Origin of the sequence: Escherichia sp. R1 (genome assembly GCF_003000935.1) — a bacterium.
Classification (GTDB): Bacteria; Pseudomonadota; Gammaproteobacteria; order Enterobacterales; family Enterobacteriaceae; genus Escherichia; species Escherichia coli.
Window position 1 is genome coordinate 98,960 of sequence record NZ_PSRU01000020.1, and the last position, 14,757, is coordinate 113,716.

General features: G+C 50.1%; 20 protein-coding genes and 1 pseudogene. 11 read left to right on the forward strand and 10 right to left on the reverse strand.

Going from position 1 to position 14,757, the window contains the following annotated elements; genetic code table 11:
* Positions 1 to 51: 51 nt before the first annotated feature.
* A complete protein-coding gene (gene xseA, locus C4F37_RS21700; RefSeq protein ID WP_001539338.1) occupies positions 52 to 1,428 on the reverse strand; it encodes an exodeoxyribonuclease VII large subunit in 1,377 nt (458 codons plus the stop codon).
* 161 nt (positions 1,429 to 1,589) lie between these two features.
* Between xseA and guaB the strand changes: the two genes are divergently transcribed.
* The 3 genes from guaB to C4F37_RS21715 all read left to right on the forward strand — a co-directional run bounded on the left by guaB (position 1,590) and on the right by C4F37_RS21715 (position 6,145).
* Entirely contained in the window at positions 1,590 to 3,056 is a 1,467-nt protein-coding gene (guaB, locus tag C4F37_RS21705) for an IMP dehydrogenase (RefSeq protein ID WP_001296289.1), read from the forward strand.
* Positions 3,057 to 3,124: 68 nt separating this feature from the next.
* Positions 3,125 to 4,702, forward strand: coding sequence for a glutamine-hydrolyzing GMP synthase (guaA, locus tag C4F37_RS21710; protein WP_000138282.1), 1,578 nt, complete (start codon positions 3,125 to 3,127; stop codon positions 4,700 to 4,702).
* Between the two features lie 192 nt (positions 4,703 to 4,894).
* On the forward strand, positions 4,895 to 6,145 hold the full coding sequence (locus tag C4F37_RS21715) for a tyrosine-type recombinase/integrase (RefSeq protein ID WP_001617201.1): 1,251 nt from the start codon (positions 4,895 to 4,897) through the stop codon (positions 6,143 to 6,145).
* 3 nt (positions 6,146 to 6,148) lie between these two features.
* On the opposite strand, the gene C4F37_RS21720 is transcribed toward C4F37_RS21715, so the two are convergent.
* The 9 genes from C4F37_RS21720 to C4F37_RS21755 all read right to left on the reverse strand — a co-directional run bounded on the left by C4F37_RS21720 (position 6,149) and on the right by C4F37_RS21755 (position 10,638).
* A complete protein-coding gene (locus C4F37_RS21720; RefSeq protein WP_001617200.1) occupies positions 6,149 to 6,343 on the reverse strand; it encodes a DUF1382 family protein in 195 nt (64 codons plus the stop codon).
* Entirely contained in the window at positions 6,340 to 6,990 is a 651-nt protein-coding gene (locus tag C4F37_RS21725) for an MT-A70 family methyltransferase (protein WP_001617199.1), read from the reverse strand. Before C4F37_RS21725 ends, C4F37_RS21720 begins: the two co-directional genes overlap by 4 nt.
* The gene (locus C4F37_RS21730) at positions 6,983 to 7,234 is read right to left on the reverse strand and encodes a PerC family transcriptional regulator (RefSeq protein WP_001550170.1); all 252 of its coding nucleotides are present in this window, start codon (positions 7,232 to 7,234) and stop codon (positions 6,983 to 6,985) included. Before C4F37_RS21730 ends, C4F37_RS21725 begins: the two co-directional genes overlap by 8 nt.
* Positions 7,235 to 7,391: 157 nt before the next feature.
* Positions 7,392 to 7,640 (reverse strand): helix-turn-helix transcriptional regulator, encoded by a 249-nt coding sequence (locus C4F37_RS21735; RefSeq protein WP_000675390.1) that lies wholly within the window; start codon positions 7,638 to 7,640, stop codon positions 7,392 to 7,394.
* A gap of 49 nt (positions 7,641 to 7,689) precedes the next feature.
* The gene (locus tag C4F37_RS21740) at positions 7,690 to 8,631 is read right to left on the reverse strand and encodes a RecT family recombinase (protein ID WP_001617197.1); all 942 of its coding nucleotides are present in this window, start codon (positions 8,629 to 8,631) and stop codon (positions 7,690 to 7,692) included.
* On the reverse strand, positions 8,628 to 9,449 hold the full coding sequence (locus C4F37_RS21745) for a PD-(D/E)XK nuclease-like domain-containing protein (RefSeq protein WP_032153871.1): 822 nt from the start codon (positions 9,447 to 9,449) through the stop codon (positions 8,628 to 8,630). The genes C4F37_RS21740 and C4F37_RS21745 overlap by 4 nt, the downstream gene beginning before the upstream one ends.
* Complete coding sequence (locus C4F37_RS21750) at positions 9,446 to 9,745, reverse strand: hypothetical protein (RefSeq protein WP_001102251.1); 300 nt, start codon at positions 9,743 to 9,745, stop codon at positions 9,446 to 9,448. Before C4F37_RS21750 ends, C4F37_RS21745 begins: the two co-directional genes overlap by 4 nt.
* 2 nt (positions 9,746 to 9,747) lie before the next feature.
* Positions 9,748 to 9,900 carry a hypothetical protein gene (locus tag C4F37_RS27585; protein ID WP_001198620.1) on the reverse strand — a complete coding sequence of 51 codons (153 nt, stop codon included), beginning with the start codon at positions 9,898 to 9,900 and terminating at the stop codon, positions 9,748 to 9,750.
* Positions 9,901 to 10,053: 153 nt separating this feature from the next.
* Complete coding sequence (locus tag C4F37_RS21755; RefSeq protein WP_000836290.1) at positions 10,054 to 10,638, reverse strand: helix-turn-helix domain-containing protein; 585 nt, start codon at positions 10,636 to 10,638, stop codon at positions 10,054 to 10,056.
* A gap of 154 nt (positions 10,639 to 10,792) precedes the next feature.
* On the opposite strand from C4F37_RS21755, the gene C4F37_RS21760 reads away from it, so the two are divergent.
* The 8 genes and pseudogenes from C4F37_RS21760 to C4F37_RS21795 all read left to right on the forward strand — a co-directional run.
* The gene (locus tag C4F37_RS21760) at positions 10,793 to 11,023 is read left to right on the forward strand and encodes a hypothetical protein (RefSeq protein WP_001282459.1); all 231 of its coding nucleotides are present in this window, start codon (positions 10,793 to 10,795) and stop codon (positions 11,021 to 11,023) included.
* A gap of 148 nt (positions 11,024 to 11,171) precedes the next feature.
* Positions 11,172 to 11,384 carry a hypothetical protein gene (locus C4F37_RS27945; RefSeq protein ID WP_000706991.1) on the forward strand — a complete coding sequence of 71 codons (213 nt, stop codon included), beginning with the start codon at positions 11,172 to 11,174 and terminating at the stop codon, positions 11,382 to 11,384.
* A complete protein-coding gene (locus C4F37_RS21770; RefSeq protein WP_000168729.1) occupies positions 11,365 to 12,195 on the forward strand; it encodes a DnaT-like ssDNA-binding domain-containing protein in 831 nt (276 codons plus the stop codon). Before C4F37_RS27945 ends, C4F37_RS21770 begins: the two co-directional genes overlap by 20 nt.
* The gene (locus tag C4F37_RS21775; protein WP_000843279.1) at positions 12,167 to 12,943 is read left to right on the forward strand and encodes a replication protein P; all 777 of its coding nucleotides are present in this window, start codon (positions 12,167 to 12,169) and stop codon (positions 12,941 to 12,943) included. The genes C4F37_RS21770 and C4F37_RS21775 overlap by 29 nt, the downstream gene beginning before the upstream one ends.
* Positions 12,944 to 13,060: 117 nt before the next feature.
* Complete coding sequence (locus C4F37_RS21780; RefSeq protein ID WP_032153870.1) at positions 13,061 to 13,405, forward strand: DUF1064 domain-containing protein; 345 nt, start codon at positions 13,061 to 13,063, stop codon at positions 13,403 to 13,405.
* A 61-nt stretch (positions 13,406 to 13,466) separates the two neighbouring features.
* The gene (locus tag C4F37_RS21785; protein ID WP_032153869.1) at positions 13,467 to 14,030 is read left to right on the forward strand and encodes a hypothetical protein; all 564 of its coding nucleotides are present in this window, start codon (positions 13,467 to 13,469) and stop codon (positions 14,028 to 14,030) included.
* Positions 14,027 to 14,317 carry a DUF4752 family protein gene (locus tag C4F37_RS21790; RefSeq protein ID WP_001018057.1) on the forward strand — a complete coding sequence of 97 codons (291 nt, stop codon included), beginning with the start codon at positions 14,027 to 14,029 and terminating at the stop codon, positions 14,315 to 14,317. The genes C4F37_RS21785 and C4F37_RS21790 overlap by 4 nt, the downstream gene beginning before the upstream one ends.
* Positions 14,314 to 14,640 (forward strand): annotated as a pseudogene (locus C4F37_RS21795) (hypothetical protein); the annotation flags it as partial. The gene C4F37_RS21790 and the pseudogene C4F37_RS21795, both read left to right, overlap by 4 nt.
* Between the last annotated feature and the right edge of the window lie 117 nt (positions 14,641 to 14,757).

Below are 14,757 nucleotides of genomic sequence, written 5' to 3' on the forward strand. Positions count from 1 at the left end.
GAGTAGCCTGGGAGTTATTGCCGGATGCGATGCTGGCGCCTCTTATCCGGTCTACGGATTAGACGTTTTTTTACGTGATTTGCGGGTTTTTGTTACGGCGCTGACTTCACTAATCACCACACCATCTCCCAGTCGTGTGGTCAGTGTCTCACCCACTTTCACTTGCTTAACCTGTTTTAACACCGCGCCATCAGCGGCGCTGGTGACGCTATAACCGCGCGCCAGCGTTGACAGTGGGCTTACGGCTTCGAGGTGTGTTACTGCATTACCGAAACGTTCACGCGTGGCGCTAAGCTGTGCGCGCAGGGTTTCTGCTAAACGATATTCCAGTTGCTGAATGCGCGTTTGCGCGCGATGAATACGCGACTGCGGATTTTGCTGGACGAGTTGCCGTGTTAATCGCTGCTGTTGCTGACCCGCGCGTTTAAGCTGATTCTCCAGCGCAAAGCTCATCCGCTTTTGCAGACGTTCGAGCATAGTTTGCTGACGTGCCAGCCGGAGCTGCGGATGCTGTTGCTGTAAGCGATGATGGATCTGCGTAAAACGACGCGTGCGGTTGGCGAGATAATAATCCATTGCCATTTCGAGGCGCTGCTGCGCAGACTGCACCTGACGCAGTAACTCCTGTTGATTGCGGCTCACTACTTCAGCGGCGGCAGACGGCGTTGGCGCACGCAAATCAGCAACAAAATCGGCAATCGTCACATCGGTTTCATGCCCGACGGCACTTACTACCGGAATGAGGCTGGCAAAAATCGCCCGCGCTACGCGTTCGTCGTTAAAACTCCACAAATCTTCCAGCGAACCGCCGCCACGGCCAACGATCAACACGTCACACTCGTTGCGCTTATTCGCCAGTTCAATGGCACGAACGATTTGCCCCGGCGCATCATCCCCCTGTACGGCGGTGGGGTAGATGATCACCGGCAGAGAAGGATCGCGACGTTTTAACACATGCAAAATATCATGTAGCGCAGCACCGGTTTTTGAGGTGATCACACCAACGCAATGCGCAGGGGAGGGGAGTGATTTTTTGTATTGCAGCTCGAACAAACCTTCAGCCTGCAACTTCGCTTTAAGCTGTTCGTACTTCTGTTGCAGCAATCCTTCACCGGCCGGCTGCATACTTTCGACGATAATTTGATAATCGCCGCGCGGCTCGTAGAGTGTAATATTGGCGCGAACTAAAACCTGTTGCCCGTGCTGTGGGCGGAAGGTGACCCGGCGGTTGCTGTTGCGGAACATCGCACAGCGCACCTGCGCGGTATCGTCTTTAAGCGTAAAGTACCAGTGACCGGAGGCTGGTTGTGTAAAATTAGAGATTTCGCCGCTGATCCACACCTGCCCCATCTCATGCTCAAGCAGCAGACGAACCGTTTGATTCAGGCGGCTAACGGTAAAAATTGCAGGGGATTGAGAAGGTAACATGTGAGCGAGATCAAATTCTAAATCAGCAGGTTATTCAGTCGATAGTAACCCGCCCTCCGGGGATAGCAAGCATTTTTTGCAAAAAGGGGTAGATGCAATCGGTTACGCTCTGTATAATGCCGCGGCAATATTTATTAACCACTCTGGTCGAGATATTGCCCATGCTACGTATCGCTAAAGAAGCTCTGACGTTTGACGACGTTCTCCTCGTTCCTGCTCATTCTACCGTTCTGCCGAATACTGCTGACCTCAGCACTCAGCTGACGAAAACTATTCGTCTGAATATCCCTATGCTTTCCGCAGCAATGGATACCGTAACGGAAGCGCGCCTGGCTATTGCTCTGGCTCAGGAAGGCGGTATCGGCTTTATCCACAAAAACATGTCCATTGAACGCCAGGCAGAAGAAGTTCGCCGTGTGAAAAAACACGAATCTGGCGTGGTAACCGATCCGCAGACCGTACTGCCAACCACGACGCTGCGTGAAGTGAAAGAACTGACCGAGCGTAACGGCTTTGCTGGCTACCCGGTTGTTACCGAAGAAAACGAACTGGTCGGCATTATCACCGGTCGTGACGTGCGTTTTGTGACCGACTTGAGCCAGCCGGTTAGTGTTTACATGACGCCGAAAGAGCGTCTGGTAACCGTGCGTGAAGGCGAAGCCCGTGAAGTGGTGCTGGCAAAAATGCACGAAAAACGCGTTGAAAAAGCGCTGGTGGTTGATGATGAATTCCATCTGATCGGCATGATCACTGTGAAGGACTTCCAGAAAGCGGAACGTAAACCGAACGCCTGTAAAGACGAACAAGGCCGTCTGCGTGTAGGTGCAGCGGTTGGCGCGGGCGCTGGTAACGAAGAGCGTGTTGATGCGCTGGTTGCCGCAGGCGTTGACGTTCTGCTGATCGACTCCTCTCACGGTCACTCTGAAGGTGTTCTGCAGCGTATCCGTGAAACTCGCGCTAAATATCCTGACCTGCAAATCATCGGCGGCAACGTGGCAACTGCTGCAGGTGCCCGCGCGCTGGCAGAAGCCGGTTGCAGTGCCGTTAAAGTGGGTATCGGCCCTGGTTCTATCTGTACGACGCGTATCGTGACTGGTGTCGGTGTTCCGCAGATCACCGCCGTTGCTGATGCAGTAGAAGCCCTGGAAGGTACCGGCATTCCGGTTATCGCTGACGGCGGTATCCGTTTCTCAGGCGATATCGCTAAAGCTATCGCCGCTGGCGCAAGCGCGGTGATGGTAGGTTCCATGCTGGCAGGTACTGAAGAATCTCCGGGTGAAATCGAACTCTACCAGGGCCGTTCTTACAAATCTTACCGTGGTATGGGTTCCCTGGGCGCGATGTCCAAAGGTTCTTCTGACCGTTACTTCCAGAGCGACAACGCTGCCGACAAACTGGTGCCGGAAGGTATCGAAGGCCGCGTAGCCTATAAAGGTCGCCTGAAAGAGATCATTCACCAGCAGATGGGCGGCCTGCGCTCCTGTATGGGCCTGACCGGCTGTGGTACTATCGACGAACTGCGTACTAAAGCGGAGTTTGTACGTATCAGCGGTGCGGGTATTCAGGAAAGCCACGTTCACGACGTGACCATTACTAAAGAGTCCCCGAACTACCGTCTGGGCTCCTGATTCTCTTCGCCCGACTTCATGTCGGGCGATTTATATTATCTGTTTCACTTGCCTCGGAATAAGCGTCAATGACGGAAAACATTCATAAGCATCGCATCCTCATTCTGGACTTCGGTTCTCAGTACACTCAACTGGTTGCGCGCCGCGTGCGTGAGCTGGGTGTTTACTGCGAACTGTGGGCGTGGGATGTGACAGAAGCACAAATTCGTGACTTCAATCCAAGCGGCATTATTCTTTCCGGCGGCCCGGAAAGCACCACCGAAGAAAACAGCCCGCGTGCGCCGCAGTATGTCTTTGAAGCAGGCGTACCGGTATTCGGCGTTTGCTATGGCATGCAGACCATGGCAATGCAGTTGGGCGGTCACGTTGAAGCCTCTAACGAACGTGAATTTGGCTACGCGCAGGTTGAAGTCGTAAACGACAGCGCACTGGTTCGCGGTATCGAAGATGCGCTGACCGCAGATGGTAAACCGCTGCTGGACGTCTGGATGAGCCACGGCGATAAAGTTACCGCTATCCCGTCCGACTTCGTCACCGTAGCCAGCACCGAAAGCTGCCCGTTTGCCATCATGGCCAACGAAGAAAAACGCTTCTATGGCGTACAGTTCCACCCGGAAGTGACTCACACCCGCCAGGGTATGCGCATGCTGGAGCGTTTTGTGCGTGATATCTGCCAGTGTGAAGCCCTGTGGACGCCAGCGAAAATTATCGACGACGCTGTAGCCCGCATCCGCGAGCAAGTGGGCGACGATAAAGTCATCCTCGGCCTCTCTGGTGGCGTGGATTCCTCCGTAACCGCAATGCTGTTGCACCGCGCTATCGGTAAAAACCTGACTTGCGTATTCGTCGACAACGGCCTGCTGCGTCTCAACGAAGCAGAGCAGGTTCTGGATATGTTTGGCGATCACTTTGGTCTGAATATTGTTCACGTACCGGCAGAAGATCGCTTCTTGTCAGCGCTGGCTGGCGAAAATGATCCGGAAGCAAAACGTAAAATCATCGGGCGCGTTTTCGTTGAAGTATTCGATGAAGAAGCGCTGAAACTGGAAGACGTGAAGTGGCTGGCGCAGGGCACCATCTACCCTGACGTTATCGAATCTGCTGCTTCTGCAACCGGTAAAGCACACGTCATCAAATCTCACCACAACGTGGGTGGCCTGCCGAAAGAGATGAAGATGGGCCTGGTTGAACCGCTGAAAGAGCTGTTCAAAGACGAAGTGCGTAAGATTGGTCTGGAGCTGGGCCTACCGTATGACATGTTGTACCGTCACCCGTTCCCGGGACCAGGCCTTGGCGTTCGTGTTCTGGGAGAAGTGAAGAAAGAGTATTGTGACCTGCTGCGCCGTGCTGACGCCATCTTCATTGAAGAACTGCGTAAAGCGGACCTGTACGACAAAGTCAGCCAGGCGTTCACCGTCTTCCTGCCAGTACGTTCCGTTGGCGTAATGGGCGATGGTCGTAAGTATGACTGGGTTGTCTCTCTGCGTGCTGTCGAAACCATCGACTTTATGACCGCACACTGGGCACATCTGCCGTACGATTTCCTCGGTCGCGTTTCCAACCGCATTATCAATGAAGTGAATGGTATTTCCCGCGTGGTGTATGACATCAGCGGCAAGCCACCAGCGACTATTGAGTGGGAATGATTAACAGCTAACTCATAGCAAGTCATTCCTATTCAGATACTAACTCAACCCTCTGTTTTTACAGAGGGTTTTTGTTTTTATGTATTCATTTCTATTCACTCTACACCATATTTTTCGGCGGTACAGGTGACGGTATTACCTTAAAGGTATACTCTCATACCGTCATGAAAATGGTTTCTATACGGGTGAATTGTGCTTACCGATACAAAATTAAAAAACCTCAAGCCGCAGGACAAACTGTACAAGGTCTCCGATCGTGACGGGCTGTATGTAGCTGTGCTTACGTCAGGCACGGTCTCGTTTCGCTATGACTACCGTATCAACGGTCGCCGCGAAACACTGGTAATCGGGCAGTATGGGCGTGACGGTATCAGCCTGGCAGAAGCGCGAGAAGAACTGATTGCTGCAAAGAAGCTGCTTAAAGCAGGCCAGTCACCGGCTGCGGCTAAACGTGACGGTATCAAAAAGATTCGTGGTGCCGAGACGTTTGCGGTACATACCGACAGTTATATGAAACATGTCATCCTAGCTGACAGTACCCGCGCAATGAAGCAGGTGGTGATCGACCGTGACATACTTCCGGTTCTTGGCAACAAAATGATGACTGAAATTACCACATCGATGGTTCGTGATTTGTGTGACCGGATTGTCGAACGCGGCGGCCGGGCAACAGCAGTGCAGGCCAGGGAGATCATCAGCAGCGTATACCGTCATGCCAATGACCGTGGTCATGGTTTGTTTAATCCTGCGGCTGACATTAAACCTTCGTCTATCGCCATATTTAAACCACGAGAGCGAACACTGACACCAGAAGAAATTGGTCTGTTCTTCCGCACGCTGGATGCCATTGGTGCTATGGGCACTATGAAAATGGCTTTAAAGCTGGTGCTTATCACTATGGTTCGTAAAGGCGAATTCACCAATGCAACGTGGGATGAAATAGATTTTAAAAAATGGACATGGACAATTCCTTCAGACCGCATGAAGGGAAGCCGGGCGCACGTTATTTACCTGCCTAAACAGGCACAGGATATATTGGTTGGGTTGCAGATGTGCGCTGGTGGAAGTGAATATCTGGTTCCTGGTCGTTACAATTTCCGGAAGCCATTATCTAATGCCGCGCTGAACTCTCTGATCGACAGAACGGTGAAAATAATAAATGAAGATGGTGAGCATATTCAGGGCTTCACCGTACACGATATGCGCCGTACAGCCAGTACGTTGTTGCATGAGGCTGGTTATCCTTCAGACTGGATTGAAAAGGCTCTGGCACATGAGCAGAAAGGTGTGCGCGCCGTATATAACAAAGCGGAATACGCCAGACAGCGCGCCTACATGTTGCAGCAGTGGGCCGATATGATTGATTCCTGGATTAACGGGGAGCATACGGATCTGATTCCGTTCTCCCCGTCGAAGTTTGAGAAGTGGATGGCGGGGGAATAACGTTTAATAGTTCTGCTGATTTTCTTCCATCTCTGCTTCTGCTGCCAGTGATTCAATTTTGTTTTCGAATATTGCTGACAGTGTTGCAAATTCAGCATCAGTGACAGCGGGAATTGGAACAAACCTGATCCCGCTGTGTGCAAGCATGTTTGCAGTTTCAAGGCATTTTCTTAAATCTGCTGGTGATGCCATGTTCATGCAGCACGCTCCCGCCCCTGGTTGTCTGTTGGTGACAGCGGAGAATTGCTGAATGCATTTGTTAATCCGCCAATATCCAACGCGTATCCAGGGTGTAGTTGCACTGCCGAGTCTTCGCACTGATTACCCCAAACATCGAAGCCATGAGACGACTGGCGGGCGAACAGTTCAATGCGAGAAACATCGCCTAACAATTGCACAAGTTTTTCACGAACGACATCTGGTTTTCTTGAGTGCTCAAGCCGCGGTGCGGTAAATGACTGAACGATCCCTGCATTAATGCGCGGAGGTAGTTTTCCCTTTACCGCAAACAGGCAATCTTCACTATTGGCGCGAGTCATGTGTCCCATACCCATAACCAGTTTATCTGGTTGTCGACTACCACATTTTATCCACGTGAAGCCCTTCATGGTCATAAGACGAAATCCCCAGGCTTCAACAACTTTTAGTGCTTCGAGTGGTTGTGTTGGCACCCACCACATGGCCAACAGACAGTTTTCAGCGGCCAAATCCCACACAGGAAGGCGGCAGATATCCAGCACACTCATAACTGGATATTTAAAACCGGCACCGCGATTACCATCTGCGGCTTTGTCCCGGTATACCCATGGTGGATCTGCATAGATTAGCGTGTATTTCTTAGTCATAAACCACCCCGCAACATCCTATACCGCTATAGTCTCCACGGCGAAGGCCGTTACCTTTTGTGATACATTGGTCCCTGCGAACCGCGATCCTTGCACGCTCAACATCACCAGAAGCAACATCCATACACTGAAGCCAAAGGTGGGCGGCAATGCGGAACTGCCCTTTTTTCTCTCTTTCAATCGCGCGTTTTTCGAACTCTATCGCCGCAGGAGTAACGGCGATAACCTTTGAAGGACGGCGCATTGAAACCTTGTTCATGTGATATTTTTCAAGTCGGCTTAACTTTCTCACTTAATCCAACCCTCTCTGAAAATTAATGCCAGCAGATAAAGCCATGCTGAAACAGAGGCCAGGAATAAGTACCATCCTGACCATTTGCTCCAGTGCCTTAGCAGCGCACTCATGCAGCGTTGCTCACAGGACGATATACACGTTGCTGAACAGGAGGCTTTTTACCCTGGAACTCTGCCGGGCTTGCTGCCTGACGTTCATCAAGCCAACGCTCAACTTCGTCACGGTTCCATGCGCAGCGTTTGTCAGTGATATACCAGCGTTTAGGAAATTCCCCTGCGCGCTCCATACGGTCGATAGTGCTCCATGACAGTGGCACCACCGCCAGGAGTTCCTTCTTACCTAATGCACCTTTCATAAATACCTCTCTTGGTTGCAGTGCGGCGCGCGTGGCGCCGCGGTGGTGGTTACATAGATGTTTCGTTTAATTCTTCCCGACGAACGCTGTAAACGTCGGTGGCTTTTGCCAGCAGTTCGTCATCATCTGAAAGTTTCTGTTCAATGTATTTGTAAGCCTTATCCAGTTCGGAGACAGTGCTGTAATTCATCGCTGCGCTGGTAAAGGCCATCAGCATTTCTTCTGGATCACGGCTATCCGCTTTACGCGTTTGCTCATCAGGCTTTTTCACTGGTTTAGCGTTGATCAGACTGTTCATTCCCGCAGCAGTGGTCGTTTGCGGAGTAATGTCTCGCTCAACGCGCGGTGCCGTTTCCTGTAATTCGTCAGGGGTGTAGACGCCCATGATTACGTCAGGACAGTGCAAGCGAGACCAGCGTTTTGTCGCAAGGTATGCGAGTTGTTGTTTCGGATCACTGGCCCAAAGTGTGGAGTTTCTTACCTGTGCTTGAGACAGCATTAACTCAAGCACTCGAGGTTGATCCTCGCCCTTCATGGTTGCCCATACGCGAACACCGCAGCCTTCTTCGTCTTTTAGAGTCCAGCCTGGTGCGATATATGGATTGCCGTTTTTGGATGTTTTCTCAACAAACTTACCGATCACGCGTTCCCACGGCCCGAACCACTCGTAGTTGATGCGATCTTTTGTTGGCGACATCGTTGAGATAACTGCGTTTACTAATTGGGCTTCATAACCTAGCGTGCCGTTCACAACATGGGTTTTCTGAGCCACGGCAAACGGGTTCATTCCCCACTGCGCAGCCTGCATTGCCACGGCCATGCAATCAGCTGGTTTCCCGGCGAGGTGCGCCGGTACCGTTACGCGGCTTTGCGCCATTACCTCGGCGAATTTCATCAGTTGGTTCAAGCCGTCTGGGCTGAAAATAGTTGCAGCAGTTCCAGCGATTGCTGTGTCTACTGGTGCGTTGATGTTTGCGATGTCGTTGCTCATATGTACATATCCTGTTTGCGTGCCCACTCAGGGCGTTTAATGATTTCCACACCGCCCCATTCATCATTGATGCGGCATTCGTGATAGGTATTCAGATCCCGGCGGAACAGAGCGTGCCCGGCATCGACATCCTGCGCATCCAGCTCGAACACGCGTACCGGATACCGACCACAATCAATGCTTTCGCTCACGGCAAGAAAGAAAAAACCATGCGGCTGACCAGTAACCCTCATTGCGCCTTCGCGGTACATTGCGTCCTGCACGTGGTAGCGGAATTCCTCGATGTGGCGTGCAAAACGGTCCATATCTGCAACCTTTTTCACGTCGACGATCACGTTGTGCTCGTTCAGCCATTTGTCTGGACGAATTCGGCACAACTCCCCCGTCTCTTCATCGTTCCAGTACATTGATGCTTCGCAGTAACCAGGTGCTTCCAACATCCAGCGTGCCGCCGGGTGAGCCATTGCGCTATCACGCATCAGCTCCAGTTTCCGCCACTGCTCTGCATCAAGTACCGAAATCCCCATATCCGCAATATCACGAAGAAATGCCTCTTCGTCAGCTTTACCTTGTTTCGTCCGACGTTCGAATTTCGGTGAAACAATGAAGCGTTTGTCGAACTCTCCAGGCTCCAGAAGCAGACAGTGCAATGCGGTTCCCATATCCAGTGCAGACTTTTTCTCTTCGTCTTCTGGTGCTGCCTGAACCCATTTAAGAAGCGCCGGATTCTTGGCAACCATGTCCAGTTGCGACTTACTCACGCCGTCACCGGCGTGGTAGTCTTCGTTGCTGATGTCGAAATAAATTCCCGGTTTCATGCCGCGTCCCTCTGCCCATCAAGCTGATCAGCCAGATCCCAGCGGGCGATAATTGCCATTGCCTCTCGCCGGTAGGAATCCATCAGTTCTTCGAACTCTGGACTGTCTTTAGCGGCCTCCAGTACTTCCTGGCGAACGCCTTTACCTGTTACAGCGTCGAAAGTTGAGGCCAGTTGATGAAGCCGGATGCTCTCGATCAGTTCAACTTGTCGGTCATATAGCTGTTCTGACAGGCGGTAGTCCTTGTCGAATGCCAGCATGATTTTTTGAAGATTTTTCTGCTGATTAACGTTCATTATCAGCCCTCCCATATCTCGTTATCGTTGGCCACATCGCGAGCTTCTTTGCTGACGAAAGCCCACTTAATGCCTTCCTGTAAGGTGCGGAACTTCCAGCTCATGAATCCGCATGCAGTAACGCAGTACCAACCGTTGATGATTTTCCACTGCATAACTTGTTACCTCGGTCTGTTACCGTTGAGGTAATAATTATGCGTATTTGGTTTGATGTCAATAGATATGAGTTAAAAAAATTACCCATTAGGTAATAGTATAGGCAATAAAAAAGCCGCCAGAAGGCGGCTTACTTACTGAAAAATATGATTTTATTGTTTGTTTTTTTCGTTCTGGTTGATGACAAATTCAATGTAACTTTCGATCTTTGCTTTCTCGGTTTCGGGTAACAATGCGTAGCGCGAGCGGTCATAGTTGATGGTCGCAGGGTCGTGCGGGTGAATCAGTAATTCATAGCCGTGACGCCCGAATGCTGATGCAACATTCTCCAGGGTGGAAATGGAAACACTGACCTCATTGTTTAACAGGCGGCTGATTGTCACCTGGGCGACGCCGGATGCGCGGTGAAGTTTTCCCTGAGTTGAAAGGTCGCGGCTTTCGCTCATCCAGCGTTCCAGGTTGTGAGCCGCCAGCTGACCAATGTCGCTTGGGCCGACAGGCTGAAAACCTTCCTGAGAAAGCGAGCGATCGATATCAAGCCAGTTACGTGGTTTATTGGCGGCAGCTTCAATTTTTCGCGCAACCTGGTCGCCGATAACCTTCTTGCCAAGAGCCCAGCGGTTTACCAGATTTGCCTGAGTTCCAAGTTTTTCTGCCATCCGCGTCTGAACACCATTGAATTCACGGTCGATCAAGTCGTTGAGATTTTGCCTGCGGACGTCCTGGATACTTTTCATTTTCTGGAAAATCGCCTCATATATGAATCAGTAGATGATTCAATTTAAAGCAATATTACCCAACAGGTAAATGCACCTCATGGGTAACTATCCTTGATTTTTGTTACCTTATGGGTGAATATTTATTATCTGAAATAAATATCAGGCAATAGCTATGAGCGATAACGGACATTTCGATTTCAAAAAGCACTGGCTTGCACTTACTCCGGATGAGCGTGAAGCCTTCGCACAGGAAGCCGGAACGACGAGTCACTATATCCAGACTCACTTAACAGGTAAGCGCAAAATGCCAGGTAAAGTATTGATGAATGGGCTTTTTAAAGCCTGTAAAACAAGACAATGGCTGCGCTCAAAAGCAGAACTGGCATACTTCTTCTACTCATGATATCCAGCTACAACCCTCTGTAGACCGCCACCCGGCGGTCTTTTCATATCTATTCGTACCTCAAAGGTAATAAAAAACCAAATCTGGTTGATCAAATTTTCCAATTGTGCAAAATAGCCAATATCAATAACAAAAAGGGGCGGAAAAATTGAAGATAGTAACCAGAATGGAGGCCGCAAAAGCCGGGTTAAATCGCTATTTCACAGGAAAGCGGTGCCGTCACGGCCATCTCTCTGAAAGGTATGTTCTGAACGGAACATGTGTTGAATGTGCAATGAATAGCGCCAACCGCCATCGTAATGAATTTGCTTGTGCACTAAAGAGTGCAAGAGGGGAAACCTATGGCAAGCAGCTGGATTAAGGTTGAAGTTATCACTCCTGATAAACCTGAAATTTTTCAGATAGCAGAAATTCTGGGTATTGATCCAGATGCTGTTCTTGGAAAGCTGGTTCGTATATGGGCATGGGCTGACCAGCAAACAATAGACGGTAACGCTGGCAGCGTTACAAAAGGAGTACTTGATAGACTCGCTTTTATTACAGGATTTGCTGACGCCCTCATTAGCGTCGGATGGCTTGCTTATCATGACGGCAAACTAATTCTTCCAAACTTTGAGCGACATAATGGAGAATCATCGAAAAAACGTGCACTTACGAATAGAAGAGTGGCAGAGCATCGAAAACGAGTAACGCAAAAAGTAACGCCAACAGCGTTACAAAAGGAGTTACCAGAGGAAGAGGAAGAGGAAGATATATATAAAACCCCACACATAGCGCACGTGCGCGAGGGTGCTCCGACCAGTGAAGCGAACGGTATGCCGTTGCAGGTGGCTGAACCTGAATTTCTGGATGGCCTGAGTGAACCCATCGGGAAATTTCCGATGACCGATGGCTGGCATCCGTCGCCGGATTTTCGACGGCGTGCTGCGCTGTGGGGAACGGCCCTGCCGGAACCGGAATTTACACCTGCTGAACTTGCTGCATTCCGGGATTACTGGATGGCTGAGGGCAAAGTGTTCACGCAGGTTCAGTGGGAACAAAAATTCGCCAGGCACGTAAATCATATCAGGGGAAAATCAAAAAACGCCGGGAAAAGCGATGAGCTTGACTGGAATAACACTGACTGGATAGAAGGGGTGTGGGATGAAATCAACTCCAGAACTTCTCAATGAGTACGATCGCTTACGTGAGCATGGTGTTGCTGTGCATGAAGAGCGGCGTGACAGCAATGGCAAAAAGGAGCAGGTTGCTAGAATTTTCAATGAACTATTTGTCCAGTTACAGGCTGCATTTCCTGCAAGCGTTTCGACCATAAGGGAGCAGAACAAACTTAATGAATTCCGTAAGCAATGGATGCTTGCGTTTCTGGAGAATGGGATCACAACAATGGAACAGGTTAACGCTGGTATGCGCCACGCCCGCGCCAGTGAATCTCCGTTCTGGCCGTCGCCTGGGCAATTCATCAAGTGGTGCAAAGACAGCAAGATGGTTCTTGGCGTCACCATTGACGATGTGATGGCGGAGTTTCACCGGTACAGCAAGGAAAAAAGTTTATATCCTGGTGGTCCCGAAAGATTCCCGTGGCGACATCCGGTTATGTACTGGGTCGTATGTGATACCCGCCGTGCAATGTATCAGCGCCAGCTTAGCGAGATTGAGGTTGAGAAACACGCGCGCAGGCTGCTCGATGATTGGGCGAAAAAGGTGGCTTCCGGACAGCAGATACCCGATCCGGTGATCAGCATACAGGCAAAGCCAGAACCCATGAGTACACCTCCGGACACAGGGAGAGACGTTTACCATCCACCAGGGCGAAGTTTCGGGTGTATGCCTAACGCCGCCACCCTGGGGGGAATAACACCGGCGCAGTGGCTGATGGAGGAATACAGGCGGGGAAAGGCGGCAGGATTTATCAAGTAATACCAGCGCGATAGCGCATTTTTTTACGTCTTGATAATTACCTGTTGGGTAATAAAATATTCTAAACTCTATTGATTTCGTGTCTTATGTGGTTTTTAATTACCTCAGGGGTAAATCATGAGAAAACAGATACAGGCTCTTGGTCGACTCAAAACAGGCCAGATGAACAAAACAGAATCTGTGTATTGCCAGCACCTTGAGCTGCGTAAACGTGCAGGGGAAATCGCCTGGTATCGATTCGAGGGTATCAAGCTGCGGTTAGCTGATAACACGTTCTATACGCCAGATTTCGCTGTGATGCTCGCCACCGGAGAGATGGAACTGCACGAAGTGAAAGGTTTCTGGACCGACGACGCCAGGGTGAAAACCAAAGTCGCCGCAGATCAATATCCGTTCCGAATCATCGGGGTAACTGTTAAGCCAAAGAAAGCAGGTGGCGGATGGAAAATCGAAGAGTTCTGAATCGACGATCTTTTTAGTTATCAATGTAATCAATAAGTTATGTGGATAAGCGAGGGTAAAGATGGAAAGTAATATCAAAGGGTTAGTTGCCGCCGGGCATGAGATGGCTTCGGAACTGAAAGCAGAATGTGGTGCCGTTGATATGCGCAGTGTGGCAAAGCTGATCAGCGATTTGGCAACGCAACTGGAAGTGCAACTGGTGCGTGCTAATGCGCTGGCGGCGGAGAATGCACTTGCTCGTAAAGCTGTTCAGGCATTCTGTGAGGTTGTTGGCGACAACACTGAGATTATCTCCGAGTTGGTTGGGCAAGATGACGTTCTGGTTATTTTGAAGGCCATGAAGGCAACAGGAAATATGTCAGCCACCGATGCTTTCCTGGCTGAAATACGTGCGGAGGCACGCAACGAGGGGATTAACTATACCGCCAGCCGTCTTGCTGCTGCGTTCAATCACGGATTTATCAATAAGTCTTTGCGTGAAGTTTTCGACGTTACACGCATGATTTTGTCAGCGAAAGAAGAGTTGGCTAATGAAGCGCATCCGATTGATGGCCTGTCTGGTGAATATGCGGAGAAATCCCTTGAAGAATGGGCGGAACAGATTCGCAAAGGAAGCAGCCAGTGAATATCGACACGACAATAACGATCGATACGCTCCTAAATACCGGTCTGGCACTTCTCGGTTGGCTTTACATCATGTCCCGTACATGGCGATGGCTGGGTTCCATTTTCCTAAAACAGTGGAAAAAACGGCGCAAACAGGAACTACGCCAGAAGGCATTAGAAGCGTTCTATGACGCATTTGAGCTTAGCCGCATTGAACCAGGTACAACAGCCAGGATAGCGACAAAAGGCGACCTGATGATAGTGATGTTCCGACAGGAGAGAGCAGAGAAAGGGGAATCAGCATGAAATTTTCCAAATTTTCTGAGTTGGTGAATCGTATTTTGTCCAACAACCACAGCCATCGTCGCGATATGGATGTAACAATCGTTGTTCATTCGCCTGGCAGCATTGGTTCAACACCTTCAGTTGAGGTTCAGTCAATTCACGCTGGTTTTGATTGGGATTCCGGGAAAGTGCTTATTTTCCCATCACAGCCACTGACCACGCTAACACCAGAACAGATTACTGATATCACTGATAGTGTGCGCAAAGGTCAGTCTTGGCACGCATATCAGGAATACAAGAAGCATCAAGAGCAGTTGGAAAAATTGTCGATTGAACTGGATGCTCTCTGTGGCGAAAAGAGAAACCAGACTGGCAGATGATGTAAGGCTATTGCGCCAGGAGGAACAGGAAAGGCGGAAAAATATAGAAAAGTTAATTTAGATTGAGCGTAACGCGAAAGC

Excerpts from the sequence above, each read along its gene's own strand:
- C4F37_RS21735 (WP_000675390.1), bottom strand. The coding sequence starts at position 7,640 with ATGAAAGGTGCATTAGGTAAGAAGGAACTCCTGGCGGTGGTGCCACTG.
- C4F37_RS21750 (WP_001102251.1), bottom strand. The coding sequence starts at position 9,745 with ATGAACGTTAATCAGCAGAAAAATCTTCAAAAAATCATGCTGGCATTC.
- C4F37_RS21755 (WP_000836290.1), bottom strand. The coding sequence starts at position 10,638 with ATGAAAAGTATCCAGGACGTCCGCAGGCAAAATCTCAACGACTTGATC.
- C4F37_RS21740 (WP_001617197.1), bottom strand. The coding sequence starts at position 8,631 with ATGAGCAACGACATCGCAAACATCAACGCACCAGTAGACACAGCAATC.
- xseA (WP_001539338.1), bottom strand. The coding sequence starts at position 1,428 with ATGTTACCTTCTCAATCCCCTGCAATTTTTACCGTTAGCCGCCTGAAT.
- C4F37_RS27585 (WP_001198620.1), bottom strand. The coding sequence starts at position 9,900 with ATGCAGTGGAAAATCATCAACGGTTGGTACTGCGTTACTGCATGCGGA.
- C4F37_RS21760 (WP_001282459.1), top strand. The coding sequence starts at position 10,793 with ATGAGCGATAACGGACATTTCGATTTCAAAAAGCACTGGCTTGCACTT.
- C4F37_RS21770 (WP_000168729.1), top strand. The coding sequence starts at position 11,365 with ATGGCAAGCAGCTGGATTAAGGTTGAAGTTATCACTCCTGATAAACCT.
- C4F37_RS21730 (WP_001550170.1), bottom strand. The coding sequence starts at position 7,234 with ATGCGCCGTCCTTCAAAGGTTATCGCCGTTACTCCTGCGGCGATAGAG.
- C4F37_RS21720 (WP_001617200.1), bottom strand. The coding sequence starts at position 6,343 with ATGAACATGGCATCACCAGCAGATTTAAGAAAATGCCTTGAAACTGCA.
- C4F37_RS21780 (WP_032153870.1), top strand. The coding sequence starts at position 13,061 with ATGAGAAAACAGATACAGGCTCTTGGTCGACTCAAAACAGGCCAGATG.
- guaA (WP_000138282.1), top strand. The coding sequence starts at position 3,125 with ATGACGGAAAACATTCATAAGCATCGCATCCTCATTCTGGACTTCGGT.
- C4F37_RS21775 (WP_000843279.1), top strand. The coding sequence starts at position 12,167 with ATGAAATCAACTCCAGAACTTCTCAATGAGTACGATCGCTTACGTGAG.
- C4F37_RS21725 (WP_001617199.1), bottom strand. The coding sequence starts at position 6,990 with ATGACTAAGAAATACACGCTAATCTATGCAGATCCACCATGGGTATAC.
- C4F37_RS21745 (WP_032153871.1), bottom strand. The coding sequence starts at position 9,449 with ATGAAACCGGGAATTTATTTCGACATCAGCAACGAAGACTACCACGCC.
- C4F37_RS21785 (WP_032153869.1), top strand. The coding sequence starts at position 13,467 with ATGGAAAGTAATATCAAAGGGTTAGTTGCCGCCGGGCATGAGATGGCT.
- guaB (WP_001296289.1), top strand. The coding sequence starts at position 1,590 with ATGCTACGTATCGCTAAAGAAGCTCTGACGTTTGACGACGTTCTCCTC.